Below are 16,493 nucleotides of genomic sequence, written 5' to 3' on the forward strand. Positions count from 1 at the left end.
AAAATTGCAAATAACAATTTAAAATAAAAAAAATATCCTAATAAATTAGGATATTTTTTTATATTGTCAATTGATTTCAATTTTCTAAAGCATCAGGACTATAGTAGTCTTTAAGATCTTTAGCTACTAAATAATTTGCCAGTTGATAGATACTTTGTTTCACTAAAAAACTTACCCCACCAAAGCCACTATCAGGGTTTAGATAGTGGTTAAAATCATCGCTTCATAGTGAATCATTATGGTAGCTGGGCATGTAAACATTAGATCTTGCTTGAATGTCACTTAATTGTTTTAAAAAACGAGGATCTTTAGTTTGATCTAAAAGATTAAAGATAACATCATTATTGTATTCTTTAATGAAAGACAAAATATCAGTGTTGGTGTATAAATAGTTGTTGTCATATTCAATTGCTGTAGTTTTGCTAAATGGTTTTACTAAAAGAACAGGGAAAGCTCTGGTGAAACTAGGATATTTCTTTTCAATTGTAACTATATCTTGATAGTCAATCCCAGTATGGTTGTATGCTGAATTAGCAATAGGTAGACTACCTGTTCCATTGTTACCATGATCAGAATTGATAACAATCATTGTGTTGTCGTAGATGTTATTTGCTTTTAAATAACTAATAAAATTGTTGATTTTTGTAACAAAGCCTGTTGTTGATTTATAAATGTTTTCAATTGTAACATTAGAAGTTTGATAGTTACCAAATTGATCCATAACAGTTGGACTATGGTTGCTTTCATTCATAATTGTCATAAATTTATTATTTTCAGTATCTTGAATCTTACAATGACTTAGATACTCACTAATTGAAATAAAGTTAGCGTTGCTGCTTTTTAAAAAGAATTGATTAGGTAGATTTATCTTTTTATATAAGTTAGGATATTGGTAGTAAAGTAAACGAGTAACATCATTGGAGTTAATTGCTTTTAAGTTATATTCTTTAAAATCAGATTCTAATGTTTCTCAATTTGAATCTCAGTATGATTTATTTGAATTATAGTTATAGTACTGATTGCCTATAGCACTTAAGTCTCAGTTGCTTTGACCAAAAGCGCTTATTAAAATATTCATTGCATTTTTCATATAGTCTTTAAATTTAATACTTTCAATTTCTGCTGGACCATGATTTTTATAATAAGGATTAAAATCATATCCGCCAAAAATATTAGGAACAGAAGCATTGGTTCCTCAATTGGTTGAAATAACATTTAAATAATTAGTGAATCCAGAAAAATTATTAGCCATTTCTGGGTTAGATTGTAAAATTGAAGTCACATCAAATCCAGTTGTCATGTCAATCATAATATAAACAACATTCTTTTTATTCTTTGAAAGAGTCATAGTTGCTTCAACTTTAGCAAAGGTGTTAAAAGGATAGCGATAAGGACTAAATATAGTGCTAACAGCTATTATAATGATAGTTAAAATAATAAGAAAGATAAAAAATGGAATTAGAATTAAATTTCAAGATTTTTTCATCAATAATTTCCTTTAGCAAAAGTTTATGTCTATATTATAAGGAATTTTATTATAAAAAAACATTTAAAGAAATGTTATAATCTTGTTTTTTACAATTAAAAAGGTAAAATAGTATCATACTATTATCATGAGTATCAATATAAAAGAGTAAAATTAAATTGTTAATATAGAGACTTAATGGTTGGTGGAAATTAAGCAAAGTTTAGTTTGAAGGTAGTTTATATTGTTGACAAAATTAATAAACTAATTGAGTGCTTCAATATTTAAAATATTGAAGAATTAGGATGGTACCGCGTTAAATAACGTTCCTAAATTATTTTTTAGGAACATTTTTTATGAAGGAGTAAAAAAATGGAAACAAAATACAATCATAAGACAATTGAAGCAAAGAGCTATCAAAAGTGACTGGATGAAAAATTGTTTGTTGCTAGTGCTGAAAGTAAAAAGCCTAAATTTTGTATTGTTTTACCACCTCCAAACATAACAGGACAATTACATTTAGGTCACGCTTGAGATGGAACAATTCAAGATGCTTTAATTAGATATAAACGTCTACAAGGTTTTGAAACACTTTTTGTTCCAGGAATTGATCATGCTGGGATTGCTACTCAAGTTAAGGTGCTTGAAGAAATTAAAAAAATACAACCTGATGTTTGAAAGAATTTAGATCAAAAAACATTTTTTGATTATGCTTGAAAATGAAAAGATAAGTACTATCAGGTTATTCATGAACAGTGAGCCAACCTTGGATTGTCGTTAGACTATACAAGAGAAAAATTTACTTTAGATCAAGATGTTAGTCAAGCAGTAAGAAAAGTTTTTGTTGACTTATACAACAAAAAATTGATCTATCAAGGAACAAAAATTGTTAATTGAGATCCTTTATTGAAAACAGCAATTTCTAATATTGAAGTAAACTATCAAGAAGTTAAGGGAAAATTATATTACTTAAAATACTATCTAGAAGATAAGTCTTCTTATCTTGTTGTTGCAACAACAAGACCAGAAACAATGTTTGCTGATCAAGCATTAGTTGTCAATAGTAAAGATGAAAGATATCAAAAATTTGTTAACAAGAAAGTAATTAATCCAGCTAATCAAGGATTGATTCCAATCATTAGTGATGATTATGTTGATGTTAGTTTTGCGACAGGAATTATGAAATGTACTCCAGGGCATGATTTTAATGACTATCAAATTGGTTTGAATCATAAGTTAGCAATGCCAATTTGTTTAGATGAAGCAGGAGTAGTGAACCAATTAGGTGGTAAGTATGCTGGTCAAGATCGTTTTCTTTGCCGTAAAAATTTAATTTCTGATTTACAGAAAATACAACTAGTAGAAAAAATTGAAGAGTATGTTCATCAAGTAGGTTATTCAGAAAGAACTAATGTGGTTGTTGAACCTTATTTATCAAAGCAATGATTTATTAACATGAATCCAGTAGCTCAGATGATTTTGAAGAATCAAGCAGATGAAAAAGATAAAGTAGATTTTTTCCCAGAATTTTTTGAAGAACAACTATTAAAATGAGTAAATAATATTCAAGATTGATGTATCTCTCGACAATTATGATGAGGACATCGTATTCCTGTTTGATATCATAAGCAAACTAAAGAAGTTTATGTTGGCGTTGAAGCACCAAATAATGTTGCTGATTATGAGCAAGAAACAGATGTTTTAGATACATGATTTTCAAGTGCTTTATGACCTTTACTAACTTTAAATTGACCTAATGAAGATGCTGTTGAATTTAAGAATTTCTATCCAATAAATGTTTTAGTTACAGCGTATGATATTTTATTTTTCTGAGTTGTGCGAATGATGTTTATGGGCTTAGAGTTCACAGCGACTAAACCTTTTCAACATGTTTTGATTCATGGGTTGATTCGTGATGAGCAAGGTAGAAAAATGTCAAAATCATTAAATAATGGGATTGATCCAATTGCCGTCATTGATGAGTATGGTGCCGATGCTTTGCGTTATTTTTTAATTAGCAATTCTGCACCAGGACAAGACTTACGTTTTAGTAAAATTAAAATTGAAGCAGCTTGAAATTTAATTAACAAGTTATGAAATGCAGCAAGATATGTTTTATTAAACTTACCTGAAGATTTTAATTATCAATTTGATGCAAATGCTGTTAAATTTAGTTTTATTGATCAATGAGTGCTAACAGAATTAAATCAATTGATTAGTAAAGTTGAAAAAAGTATGGATGAGTTTGATTTTATTAGTGTTAGTCATGAGTTATCAAATTTCATTTGAAATCAATATTGTTCGTGATACATTGAATTGAGTAAAGTTAACTTACAAAATAAAGAGTTAGCTGTTGCTTCAATCAGTACTTTAATTTATGTTTTGAAACAAGTCATCATCATGTTACATCCATTTTTACCTTTTGTAACAGAAGAGATTTATCAAAAAATGAAGTATCAATCAAGTATTTTATTAGAAAACTATCCAAAAGTTGAAAGTTATAATTTTGAATGTAATGCTGAAGTATTTGTTAAAAATTTGATTGAGATTATTTCTGCAGTAAGAGAAATTCGTAATCAATTTGGTTTAGCTTTTAAAACTAAACTAGATTTACATATTATTTCAGATCAAGATTTATTTAAAGCAGAAAAAGATCAATTAAATAAATATTTATTAAAATTAACAAATAGTGAAATTGTTAGCATTGACATTGCTTCTTTTACTAAAGAAAAGAAAATTAGTAAAATTATTAGTAATGCTGTTGTTGAAATTAAAACTGAATTAGCAGTGGACAAAGATAAAGAACTAGTAAAATTTAAAAAACAATTAGATAAAATCACACTTGAAATTGAAAAATGTGAAATCCTTTTAAATAATCAACAATTTATTAGCAAAGCTGCACCAGAAAAAGTTAAATTTCAACAAGAAAAATTAGCGCAAAATCAAAAGCAAAAGGAATTAATTTTACGAAAAATCAAAGAATTAAGTTAAAAAAATATTAATGTTATAATTGCTTTGAGGTGGAATAATGTTCGTCTTTTATGGCCTAGATAATTTTTTACTTAATCAAACAGTGAACATTTATTTGAAAATGAATCATCTGACTGATCAACCAAATCAGGATGTACATGAAAATGATGCAGTTGTTTCTTACTACTTAGAACCAGAGTATTTTCAACTAACAATGGAAAAAATTCTGAACGAAGTTAGTAGTTTAGATTTGTTTAACAATAAAAAAATTATTATTATCAATGATTATTATTTAACTTTGAATAGCGATTTAGCATTGGTTGAAAAGTTTATTACTAAACTGCAACAATTTAAAAATGATAACCTTGTTATCATTAAAATGTTGACTAAAAAATTAAATCCACAATTTTTCAAAGCTAAAATTGAATCAATTTTTGTTGAATCATATAATAAAGAACAATTAAAAAAATGAATTATTAATAAAAATTTAGAATATAAAATTAAGTTTGCAGAAAATGCACTTGATGCAGTTGTGACAATGTTTCCTAATTCTTTAAGTATTATTGACAATGAATTGAAGCAATTGCAACAATTAAATCAATCTATTGATGTAGAACGAATTAGAAAACTTAGCAGTAAATATTTTGCTTTTAATCCCTATCAATTAATTAATTTATGATTGCATAAAGATTATGTAACATTTTGATTTCACTATCATTCTTACTGAGAAAAAATTAAGTATGATAAGTTAAATTTATTTTTAATTGCAACCTATCAATTAGAGTTAATTAGAAACATTAAATTGCTTTTGCAAGATGGTTGTTCTGAATACGAAATTGGTGTCAAACTAAATATTTCAATGCTGCAGATTAAAAGTTTATTAAAGTGCCAATTAGAAATCAAAGAGATCAATCAATTATTAGTTAAGGCACATGAGTTTGATTTTAAGGTAAAAAGTGGAAAATTAGCAAAAAATCTCGCAATTGATATATTTTTTTGCAAAATTTAAGATATAATAATATAGTTATTATAAAGAGGTGAAGAGATGAGTAAAAAAGACGACTTATTAAATAATAACGAGGATAAGAAAAAAGAAATAAAACCAAGAAAAAAGAAAACTGAGCAAGCAGTAGTATTAAAAGATGAAATTAAAGAATCAAATATTGATCAAGATCAATATTTAAATAAAGATGAAATTATTACCGTTGAATTATATAATGAAATTTTAAGCACTCTTTTTAATAGTTTAAGTAATCCAATTGTCAGAAATGAAATTAAAGTTAATGAAAATATTTTAAAATATACTGAATTACAAATTTCTAATTTGTTCTTTTTAGAAACAGCATTAAGTAAAAAACTAACAGGTCAAAAAATGGCAAAAGAATTTTTACAATTAACTGCTAACATTACTGACTTAGCTTTATCAATTAGCAAAAGTCCTAAAAAGACAAGAATTGATATTTTAGAAGATCGTAATTTATTAATTGTAACTATTGTTAATAGTTGTAAAGGTGTTGAACGTGAAAGTTTAGAAAAAGTTCGCACTGTTGATTCAGCAGCTTTAAAAGGTTTAAATGATCAAATTTCTGCTCTAAGTAATTTTACTAGTGAAGAAAAAAGCAATACTGCAGATCAACCTGTTTTCAATCAAGATAGTAATTCAGAAAATACTAACAATCAAGTTGAAAATAATAATTTAAATAATACTAATATTAGAGATTTAAATAACAATATGGCAAACTTAACAAAATTAGGTGTGTTGCCACAGCATCCTGCTTCAAGCCCTAATTTTTATCCATACTTGACTAAACCTGGAATTGTTCCAAACTTGAAGAAAGCTTTAGCAGGATTATTGATTCTTTCAAATTTATTTATTATCATTACAATAATTATTTCATCATTTGTTAAGGGTCCACTTACAATTGATATTAATAAAGAACCAGTTGATTTTGTTTTAAGTCAAACAAATAATTGACTTATCTTAATCATGACAATAATCTTATATTTTTCATTTGCGTATATTTTTATTAGACCAACAAAAATTTTAAGAGAAAAATATCGTATTTCTTTCTTTATGTTAGGTTTATTATTCTTTTGATTAATTGTGACAATGTCTTATTTCTTTTGAGAAGTAAGTGATAATTATTATCAAAACTTTTTCCTATCTGTAGTAAAAAAAGAAGACTTAAATCCTGACGTTGTTAAGCATTTGAAAGCTTTACCTAACTTTAAAGTATTTAAAATTTTTGCTATTATCACTTCTGCTATTTGTATCCTACCTTTACTTCTTGTTTTAGTGTTGATCTTAATCAATCCAAGAGTTGATCGTAACAAGGTTATGAGAGCTAATGTTGAGTATCAAAATGCAATTAATGCTGCTTTGAATGGTAAAAAATATGACATAGATCAAAGTTTATTTGATCATGATGAACCAGCAAATAAAGACAAGAAAAGAAGAAAAGCTAACTTTAGTGGTCGATTCTAACAACAAAACAAAATAGTTTAAATAAAAAAAATAGTTCTTAAACAGAACTATTTTTTTGCTTCTAAGCTTTTATTATATTTAGTCATCATTCTAGCTTTTTTGTTAGCTGCTTTGTTAGCATGGAAAACACCTTTGCTAACTCCTTTATCCATTAAGCTACAAAATTCGTTTACTAAAGAACCTGCTGATTCTGAGTGAGCATTAATTGCTGCAATTGCTTTATTGTAAGCAGTTTTTACTTTGCTTTTATAGCTTTTATTGATTTGATGATCTTTTTCATTAGTTTTAATTCTTTTAATTTGTGATTTAATATTTGCCATTATTTTCTCCTTGTTTAATCTTTAAGTTTTATTTAAGTTTTTAAAACAAAAGTAATTATAGCAAATAACTTCAGATTTTGTAAGAGAATCTCAGGATTTTTCTTTCATAATTTTAAATTGAATTTAATAAAATCTTGACTGATAAACGAAATTGTAATAGTAATATCAAATAAAAAAGTATAAGATAACTATTGTGATTTAAAGAAAAAAAGAAAGGATAATAATTATATATGAATTTAATTTTACAATCTGATGTTAGCGATGCAGTTGTCAATACACTTAAAAGTTGAGGATTTTGAAGTGCTATTATCGCAACAATTGTTGTCATTGGACTGGGTTTTCTTTTAACAAGAAAAAACATCTTAAAAAAAGAATGAGATAAAGTTTTAATTAAAATGGTTATGATTATTGGTCTACCGGCATTAGCTTTACAAGGATTCTTAACTGATATTACATTAAAGCAATTAACATCTGAAGGTTTTGTACTGCTAACAGGATTCTTATTCTATGGAATTATGGTTTTTGGTGCTCGATTATTTTATTTAAAATATGATAAGGATATTCAAGATACTCTAACTATGTGTACTGCCTTAGCATCAACAACATTTTTTGGAATTCCAATTGTTAGAGAATTATTTGGAGATGGTTCTTTAATTACTGCTAACATGTTCAATGTCCCATATCGAATTTTCCTATATTCTTTAGGATTTATGATTATGTCACAAAAGCATATTGGTGCAGCACTTTCAAGAAAAGAAAAGAAGGCAATGGAATTGCTTGCAATTCCAAATAAAGAAAAAAATCCAGAAGGATACGCGAAATATCAAGAGAAGAAAATAGTGCAAAGAAATACAAATTTAAAGAATATTTTTTTAAATCCAATTTTAATTTGTACTTTTGTTGGACTTTTTATTTGAATTACGCAGTTGATTCCTGGGATTAATTGTGTGCCTGGTAAACCATTTGGTTCAACAACTGATTTTTCACCATTAAGAATTGATTTATTGTTTCCACCAATTGCGAAAATTCTTTCAGTAGTAGCTGCAATTTGTACTCCTTTAGTTTGAGTGGCAATTGGAATGCAACTAGCTGCAGGAGATTTTAAAAAAGCAATGCGCTCAAAAACAGTATGATATGCTTCAATTATGAAAGTAGTTGTTGCACCAACAATTATTTTATGTCTAACATGTATTATTGCTGCAATTGCATTTGCTGGTCGTGGTAATGAACCAGCAATGACAGCAACAGCATTAGGAGTATTAGTGATTATGACAGCAACTCCACCAGCAAGTGTTGTAGTATCATACGCTATTGCATATGACAAAGAACCACAATTAGCTTCTAATTTAACATTAGTATCGACACTGCTATCAATTATTACTTTACCAATTTGAGTTATTATTGTTACTGCGATTGGAGCAACTCCATTATTTGGATAGGTGAATAGAATGGCAATTAAAATTGTATGTTATGGTGTAAGAGATACTGAAAAAGAATTCTTTACATCATTAAATGAAAAATTTGGATACGAATTAGTATTGGTAGAAGAATTATTAACACATGATAATATCAACACTGCACAAGGTGCTCAAGCAGTAATGTTGCGAGCAAACTGTGTTGCTGATAAACAAAATTTAGATAAGATGAAAGAATTTGGTATTAAATATGTCCTAACAAGAACAGTAGGAGTCAACCATATTGATGTTGATTATGGTGATCAATTAGGATTTAAAATGGCTCGAGTACCATTTTATTCTCCCAATGCTGTTAGTGAGTTAGCTGTAGCTTTAGCAGTTGGATTTCTAAGAAATACTTTCTACATGGCTAATAAAATGAGACAGAAAAACTTTAAAGTTGATGATTTCATGTTTGCTAAGGAAATTAGAAATTCAACAATTGGTGTGATTGGAACGGGAAGAATTGGAATGGAAGCTGCTAAGGCTTTTAAAGGAATGGGCGCTAAAGTTTTGGGATATGATATTTATCCTAATGATGCTAACAAAGCAATTTTAGATTATGTTTCATTAGATGAGTTACTTGCTCAAAGTGATTTGATTACTTTACACTCACCATATATTCCAGGTCAAAATGATAATATGATTAATAAAGATACAATTGCAAAAATGAAAAAAAGTGCAATTATCATCAATGCTGCAAGAGGTGAATTAATTAATCCTGAAGACTTACTAGCAGCAATTAAGTCAGGACATATTAAAGGTGCAGCCTTAGATACTTTACAAAATGAAAGTCAAATTTTCTTTAAAGATTTTGAAGGTAGAGAACTACCAATTAAAGTTTATGAAGAACTTCATCAATTCTATCCAAGAGTGATCTTCACTCCTCATGTGGGTAGTTATACTGATGAAGCTGTCAAGAATATGGTTGAAACATCATATGAAAATTTAGCAGAATTTGAAAAATCGGGACAATGTAAGAATATTGTTAGCACTAAAAAATAGTCTCTTCGAGACTATTTTTGTTTATCTAAAGTTATCGTGTAAAATTATAATGAGCAAAGTTAAATTGCATTAAAGGAGACCTAGTTTATCTATGTTAGATTTTAAAAATAAATTAGAAAAAACAATAATTGATTATTTTATTAAATATAATGTTAATCCTAATCCAGTCAACGATGGCAAGGTAGTTGTTTTTGATCCAAAAAATCAAATTCATTATATTAATTCACTTGCTTCAGCTAGTAATTTAAATGTTGCTGTTTCTAAAAACTTAGTAACACAAAAGCAATATGATAAGGCGCTAGAAATTATTAAAGTATGACAAAAAAATAAAATGCCTTTTACATGAGTTGTTGTTTCAGACTCCCAAGAGACAAAAGAAAAAGAATTCTTTTTAAAAGAAGGATTTATTCATTCAGAAACTATTATCGCTATGGTTGCTGATTTAAATCAATTTAATGAAGTGTTGCCTTTGAATAAAAATGAAAAAATTAAGCAAGTTGAAACTTTAGCAGATGTTGAAAAATTTCGTAGTGTCATCAAGAATTCCTTTTCATTAATTTTGATTGATTTACAAAAATATTATGGACTTTATGAATTAAGAAAAACACAAAAAATAGACTATCAAGTATATCTAACAGTTGACGAAGTTCCAGCTTCAACAGGTCAATTTTATTATGAAGATGATTTAGTTATCATTGATGATATTGCAACAAGTCCTAATTTTCAAAAGCGAGGTTTAGCAAAAAAAGTATTAAATCATTTGCTGACTACTGCAAAGAAGATGGGTTATCAGCAAGTTGCTTTAATTGCAACTCCAGAAGGATTTCCATTGTATCAAAAGCTTGGTTTTAAACCAATTAAATTATATTTTAATGTTTATGAAATTAATTATTAAAAATCTCATGACATTTTTTAAAAAGTGAAATATAAAGTTATCATAAATTCAAATGAAAGAGGTTTTTATGATGCCAAAATTATTAATTTCACTGGCTGGTTTAGCACTTCTGACAACTGCGTCAACATCACTTACTCAAGAAACAATTAATACTCAAATTAAGCAAAACTTTTCTATGCCGCAAGAATGAAATATGAAACCTGCCACTGTTAGCGAAACGAAAGGTCCTAATGAAAGTTTGAAGTTTATTGTTAGCGTAATTGATTTAACTTCATTGAAAATTAAAGATGAACATCAATTTTTACATGACTATAAATCAGTTATCATTCCTGAATTAAAAGTATCTTATAATGGGTTTGTAGCTTTAGATACTGATAGTTGAAATGTTAAAGATATGCGACGTCAAAATAATGAAATTTGAACAGAATTATTTAAACAAGTTAGTGATGCAACTACTATGACTTTAGAACGTGGTTATTATTTATATTATGATGTTTTTGATCGTCATTTAATGTTACGCTTATCATATCGTGCTTCAATGATTATTGAAGAACCTACAGGAAATAAAGGTGGAGAAATTAGTTTTTCACGAGGTTCTGTTATTAATATCACATAATCATAAATTCAAATAAGATGGAAAAAAAATAGCTTATAAAGCTATTTTTTTTATTCTTCTACTAGTAAGACATTTTTTAATTCTGGTTCTTCAAGTTTTATTTTATTTTTATGTTTTATTCTTTTATATAAATAGTAACTAAATCAAACTAAGTAACCAAAAGCCATTGAACCAAGATAAGAGAAAAGCATAATACTGTTGGTAATAGTTCAAGGGTCACCAATTATTGGTGGAATTAGTGTTAGTAGTAAAATTACAACAATAACACCCATGGCAAGAAAATAAAGCATTAGTTCTCATCATGGAATTTTAAGCATTTTCTTTTTAAAGTGCAGATAGCATATTGCAATAAAAGTACCTAAATAGTTGACCATGTAAACAATAGTTCCTGCTGTGACCATACTTTCAAAAGCATTTTCTAAATTGAAAATAATTGGGATGATGACAAATAAGATCATTGAAACAATTGTTGCGCCAAGTGCTAAATACATTGCATTTGAATACTCACCAAAACGATTTTTTTTCTTAAACATTTCAGGCAGATAACCATCTTCTGCCATTGGAGCAATGATTCTTGCATATCAAATAGTGTAACCAAGTTGACTGCTAAGACGATTAAATGTTGCTCCAATAATGAAAATAATTAATCCAGTAACTGAGAACGCTTTGAGAAATATTCCTTCATAACCTTTAATATTTTGTGCGCCATTAATTCCTAAAAATAAAAGACATGTTAGCAGATAAAATGAAAAAACTAAACTATAGATGATAACCATTATTTTTTTAAATTTAGTGATGCCAATAGTATCTTTTGAAAGGGCTGCAATATTATTGAACCCATTAAAAGCAAAAATAAAAATCATTGTTTTAGCAGCGATAGTTGAAAGATTTATTTTTTCAGTTGCATTAATGTTTTCACTAAAACTGTTATCTTTGAAACAGAAATAAATTATTAAGATTGTTCCACCAAAGATAATTAAATATTTAAATATTGCAAAGATAAGTAAAAAGATTTTTGAAACTTTTAAACTAAAAACAGCAATTAGTGTAATTAGAATAAATAGTATCACTGAACCTACTTTATAATAGGTTTGATTTGCTGGTGTGCTATCAAGTAAAGTCAGAAGTTCAGAAAGAAATAAAGGTGCTGTTGCTGAAAGCAAAAAGATATGAGAAATTTGGTTTCAACCTTGAAAGAAAGTAGCAAATTTGCCAAATGCTAATTTGGTGTAACCATATGTTCCACCAGAAACTTGGGGATACTTTTCTGTTGCTCTTGCAAAAACTAACATAGTTGCAAAAGAAACAAAGGCGGCAATAGCAAAACATAATAAAGATCAAACGCCTAAGTTAACAGTTTTTGTTAGAGCTGTGATAAAGCCAAAGCCAACAATTCAATTGAAACCAAAACAAATGAATTGAATTGTATTCAATTTACTTTCGCTTTTAAATTTAATCATTTGTTTATATGTTTCCTTTCTAATTAGTAAGGTATTAAAAGAATTATTATAGTAGTTAAATTAATAATATAACATTTCTTTATATTTTATATATTTATATTTAGTGTAATTTAGTAATTTGTTTTTTTCTTTGAAATTCAGTATAATTATTACATTAACAAATAGAAAATGTTAATTGTTGGTGAGTGTTTATGAGTTATTATTACAAGAACGAATATAAATTTTCTGATCATGCTTTAAATAGAGCTAAAACTCGTTTAAATTTAAAAGATTTGAGTGATTCAGAAGTAATTAATCATTGCTTAAAATTAATTGAATTAAGTCATGAAATGCATGAAACAAAAACTTGTAAATATATTAATGTTAATAAAACAAATCTTTATTTTGTGGTTGATATAAATGAAAATTTGATTATAACACTATCACCATTTAAACCAGACAGATTATTAGGAATATTAAATAGTTAAAAAAATAAAAAGGTGAAAAAAAGATGGATTTAAAGAGTTCATGATGAATGCTACTTTTAATGGCAGTTGTTTTAATAATTTTTATTGTTTCTTCAGTTGGATCAAAAAAACGTAAGAGACAAGAAAAGCAAAAACGTCAAAAAGAAGTAAAAGAAGTAATAAAAAATTATATGCGTGATGAATTAAACTTACGTCATAAAACAGTTGAATTTGATCAAGTAATTGCTCGCAGTAGTAAAGATTATCGCTACCGTGATGTTTTTGATGTGGTTGTAAAGCTTTATGATTCAAAGAAAAATGATTTATATGCTACTAAGGCCTTTGAAGTTGAAGGATTTGCTAAGCAAATTTCTAAAAAAGAATTTGAAACTATTTGAAAAGTTAACTCTGAGTTAGATTTTGATGAAACTTTAAAACGTATTACTTTAGAAAAACGTAAGTCTAAGAAAATTAAAAAGAAAACTGTCGATGATAAGAAGTTAATTGCTGAAGAAAAAGCTGCTTTGAAAGCAAGTATTCAAGAAGAAAAGCAATTAGCTAAAGAAAGAAAAAGTAAAGTAAAGAATTATGAGAAGCCAAAAGTTCCTGTTGGTGAAAAATTTACTGGTTTAAAAGATTAACATAATTAATTAGGGGTGTTTGATGAAAATTTATAAAGATGACTACAAACATTTTCGTACTTGTCAGAAATTAGCTTGATTCTTAAGTGAGAAACACTATCACTTAGCGAAGAAATTGATTGACGATAAGTTAATTGTCAACTTTATTGAACTAACAAATACCAAAACAAGTAGTAAAATTAATGGCTTTGAAGCTAAATTTGAAACTGAAGAACAAATTCGAACTGTTACTGATTTGGATTATTTAAATTTTGAAGATCAAGAATTTCAAGAAGAAGTTAGTGATGATTTTTATGCTGGTGAAACAATTGCTGATGGTTTAGAAACTGGACACTATGCTCAAGAATATTTTATGCAAGACTATCAATGTTTCAATTTTGAAACACAGCAAACTAACAATCAAAGTGAAATTTTAAATGATAAGAAGTATCAAGTTTTTTTTGAACCAAGATTTGAATACAATAGTTGTGTGACTAAGTGTGATATCTTAAAGCGTAATGGTAGTGGTTGAGATTTAATTGAAGTAAAGGCCGTTACTTGAGTTAAAGAAGAGCATATGTGAGACTTATTATATCAGTATGATATCTTGACTAAATGTGGGCTTGATATTGTGAATGTTTACATCATGTATTTAAATAATGATTACATCAGAAAAGAAAAGCTTGATTTAAAAGCTTTATTTATTGCTAATGGGTCAACTTGACAAAAATCTAATAAGACTAAAAAATCTTTTAGTTTGTATCAATCAATTCAAGAAGAATTAGTTGATCATCATTTAGCACAAGAATATCAAACAATTGCTGATATTCTAGCAATTGCTGATGAGCAAGAAGCATTAAAATTACTAACAAATAAATATTGTGATGCTAAGCAGCAACAATATTGTTTCCATATTTTTAATTACTTTGATCGATATAACACTATTTTTGAACTCTATCGTTTAAGAAAAAAGAAAAAAGCATTTTGATACTATGAGCATGATTTACTTTCATTGCAAGATGAAAGATTACTAACATTTGTGGTTGATAGTAAATTACACTATCGTCAGTATCAAATAGCTAATCATGGTGAGCAAGTAATTAATTTATCATATTTAAATCAATTAAAAAGTGAACTATCAAAATATCAGTATCCTGTTTACATGTATGATTTTGAAACAATGAAATCAGCAATTCCTAAATTTATCAACAGCAAGTCCTATCAGCAAATTCCTTTTCAATACTCAGTTCATGTTTTATTAGGTCCTGACTTTGATTTTAAAACTAATCAAAATATCAAGCACTATCAGTTTCTAGCAGATGGTACAAATGATCCAAGAAAAGAAGTTGTTAGTCATCTATGTCATGATTTAATTGCAATTCATGGTTTAGGGACTTATGTTGCTTACAATCAAAGTTTTGAAAAATCAGTTTTAAAAAAGTTGATGTTTAATTTTAAAGACTACTATCATGAATTAGAGAAAATTTTCAATAGAACGATTGACTTACAAGATTTCTTTAAAGATTTTAAAATTTATAAGTCAAGTTTTGCAGGTTCACTATCAATTAAAAAAACACTTCCTGCTTTTGATAGCAATTTTTCTTATCAAGATTTAGCAATTCAAAAAGGTGATATGGCTTCTGAAGTTTTTCGTAGAAGAGTAGAAAACAATATTTCGCTTAAAAACTGACAAGAAAACTTTTATCAGAACATGTTGGATTATTGTACAAGAGATACTTTAGGTATGGTAGTATTATTTTGACATATCAAACATTTGATTGAGAATAATCAAGAAATAAAGTAGGAGTATCATGGTAGAAAAAGTTAATGTTTTATTTATGGGAACAACAATATTTGCCAAAGAAATCTTAACTAGTTTACTAGCAATGAAAGAAGTAAACATTGTTGGGGTGGTTTGCCAACCAGATCGAAAAATTGGTCGAAAACAAGAGATTGTTTTTTCGCCTGTCAAACAATTAGCCTTAGCAAAAGCAATTAAACTTTTTCAACCAGAAAAGATTAGTTCTGAATATGATAATTTAAAAGCCTTAGCAATTGATGTGATTGTTACTTGTGCTTATGGACAATTTCTACCAAGTAAGGTGCTAGAACTAGCTAAAATTCTGCCATTAAATATTCATGCTTCTTTGCTACCAAAGTTACGAGGTGGAGCGCCAATTCAATGAGCAATCATCAACAACTTTTCTGAAACAGGTATTACTTTAATGAAGATGAGTCCAAAGATGGATGCTGGTGACATTTTTAGTCAAGAGCAAATTAAAATTACTAGTGAAGAAACTTATTCTTCTTTAGAAGTAAAATTAATTGCCTTAGCAAAGCAAATGATTGAAAAAGATTTAATTAAAATCATTAATGGTCAGATTCTAGTTAAACAACAAAATGAAAATGAAGTTACTTTTGGTCTAAATATCACAAGAGAAGATGAATTAATTAATTGAGATCAGAATGCTGTTTTAGTTTCTTGTAAAGTAAGAGGATTATATGATCATCCGATTGCTTACACGACAATGAATAACTTTATTTATAAAATTCATCAAGTTGTTGTTAGCGAACAGAAATCACAAAAGCAACCAGGAACAATCACTTTAATTAATAATTTAGGAATTTTTGTAGCAACAAAAGATTATGATGTTGTGCTTAAGCAAATTCAAGCAGCAGGCAAAAAAGTAATTAGTGCTAGTAGTTATTTTGGTTCTTCAACTAATCCTTTAAAAGTTGATTTAGTTTTTAATTAGT

General features: G+C 27.4%; 14 protein-coding genes. 11 read left to right on the forward strand and 3 right to left on the reverse strand.

From position 1 onward, the window contains the following. Positions 1-58: 58 nt before the first annotated feature. On the reverse strand, positions 59-1,486 hold the full coding sequence (locus SPLAT_RS00995) for a sulfatase-like hydrolase/transferase (RefSeq protein WP_168105210.1): 1,428 nt from the start codon (positions 1,484-1,486) through the stop codon (positions 59-61). Between the two features lie 351 nt (positions 1,487-1,837). Here SPLAT_RS00995 and SPLAT_RS01000 point away from each other — a divergent pair, with 351 nt between their 5' ends. From SPLAT_RS01000 to SPLAT_RS01010, 3 genes are read left to right on the forward strand one after another with little or no spacing between them, the layout of a single operon-like run. After that, positions 1,838-4,456, forward strand: a complete 2,619-nt coding sequence (locus SPLAT_RS01000) for a valine--tRNA ligase (protein ID WP_168105211.1) — start codon at positions 1,838-1,840, stop codon at positions 4,454-4,456. Between the two features lie 37 nt (positions 4,457-4,493). After that, on the forward strand, positions 4,494-5,444 hold the full coding sequence (gene holA / locus SPLAT_RS01005; protein ID WP_168105212.1) for a DNA polymerase III subunit delta: 951 nt from the start codon (positions 4,494-4,496) through the stop codon (positions 5,442-5,444). Between the two features lie 36 nt (positions 5,445-5,480). Next, positions 5,481-6,920, forward strand: coding sequence for a hypothetical protein (locus SPLAT_RS01010; RefSeq protein ID WP_168105213.1), 1,440 nt, complete (start codon positions 5,481-5,483; stop codon positions 6,918-6,920). Between the two features lie 47 nt (positions 6,921-6,967). Here SPLAT_RS01010 and rpsT read toward each other — a convergent pair whose 3' ends face one another. After that, positions 6,968-7,240, reverse strand: a complete 273-nt coding sequence (rpsT, locus tag SPLAT_RS01015) for a 30S ribosomal protein S20 (protein ID WP_168105214.1) — start codon at positions 7,238-7,240, stop codon at positions 6,968-6,970. A gap of 230 nt (positions 7,241-7,470) precedes the next feature. Between rpsT and SPLAT_RS01020 the strand changes: the two genes are divergently transcribed. From SPLAT_RS01020 to SPLAT_RS01035, 4 genes are all read left to right on the forward strand, one after another. Further along, complete coding sequence (locus SPLAT_RS01020) at positions 7,471-8,679, forward strand: AEC family transporter (protein ID WP_168105215.1); 1,209 nt, start codon at positions 7,471-7,473, stop codon at positions 8,677-8,679. A 9-nt stretch (positions 8,680-8,688) separates the two neighbouring features. Then, positions 8,689-9,699: a 2-hydroxyacid dehydrogenase gene (locus tag SPLAT_RS01025; protein WP_168105216.1), complete on the forward strand. Its 1,011-nt coding sequence runs from the start codon at positions 8,689-8,691 to the stop codon at positions 9,697-9,699. A gap of 91 nt (positions 9,700-9,790) precedes the next feature. Then, on the forward strand, positions 9,791-10,594 hold the full coding sequence (locus SPLAT_RS01030; protein ID WP_168105217.1) for a GNAT family N-acetyltransferase: 804 nt from the start codon (positions 9,791-9,793) through the stop codon (positions 10,592-10,594). A gap of 70 nt (positions 10,595-10,664) precedes the next feature. Further along, the gene (locus SPLAT_RS01035; RefSeq protein ID WP_168105218.1) at positions 10,665-11,210 is read left to right on the forward strand and encodes a hypothetical protein; all 546 of its coding nucleotides are present in this window, start codon (positions 10,665-10,667) and stop codon (positions 11,208-11,210) included. Between the two features lie 50 nt (positions 11,211-11,260). Here SPLAT_RS01035 and SPLAT_RS01040 read toward each other — a convergent pair whose 3' ends face one another. After that, complete coding sequence (locus SPLAT_RS01040) at positions 11,261-12,670, reverse strand: APC family permease (protein ID WP_168105219.1); 1,410 nt, start codon at positions 12,668-12,670, stop codon at positions 11,261-11,263. Between the two features lie 191 nt (positions 12,671-12,861). Between SPLAT_RS01040 and SPLAT_RS01045 the strand changes: the two genes are divergently transcribed. From SPLAT_RS01045 to fmt, 4 genes are read left to right on the forward strand one after another with little or no spacing between them, the layout of a single operon-like run. Beyond that, the gene (locus SPLAT_RS01045; protein ID WP_168105220.1) at positions 12,862-13,137 is read left to right on the forward strand and encodes a hypothetical protein; all 276 of its coding nucleotides are present in this window, start codon (positions 12,862-12,864) and stop codon (positions 13,135-13,137) included. Between the two features lie 23 nt (positions 13,138-13,160). Beyond that, on the forward strand, positions 13,161-13,757 hold the full coding sequence (locus tag SPLAT_RS01050; protein WP_168105221.1) for a hypothetical protein: 597 nt from the start codon (positions 13,161-13,163) through the stop codon (positions 13,755-13,757). Positions 13,758-13,779: 22 nt separating this feature from the next. Further along, positions 13,780-15,540, forward strand: a complete 1,761-nt coding sequence (locus tag SPLAT_RS01055; RefSeq protein WP_168105222.1) for a DUF2779 domain-containing protein — start codon at positions 13,780-13,782, stop codon at positions 15,538-15,540. A 7-nt stretch (positions 15,541-15,547) separates the two neighbouring features. After that, a complete protein-coding gene (fmt, locus tag SPLAT_RS01060) occupies positions 15,548-16,492 on the forward strand; it encodes a methionyl-tRNA formyltransferase (RefSeq protein ID WP_168105223.1) in 945 nt (314 codons plus the stop codon). The last annotated feature ends 1 nt before the right edge of the window (position 16,493 follow it).

The sequence above is a fragment of the Spiroplasma platyhelix PALS-1 genome (assembly GCF_021496725.1).
In the GTDB taxonomy this organism is placed as follows: Bacteria; Bacillota_I; Bacilli_A; order Mycoplasmatales; family VBWQ01; genus Spiroplasma_D; species Spiroplasma_D platyhelix.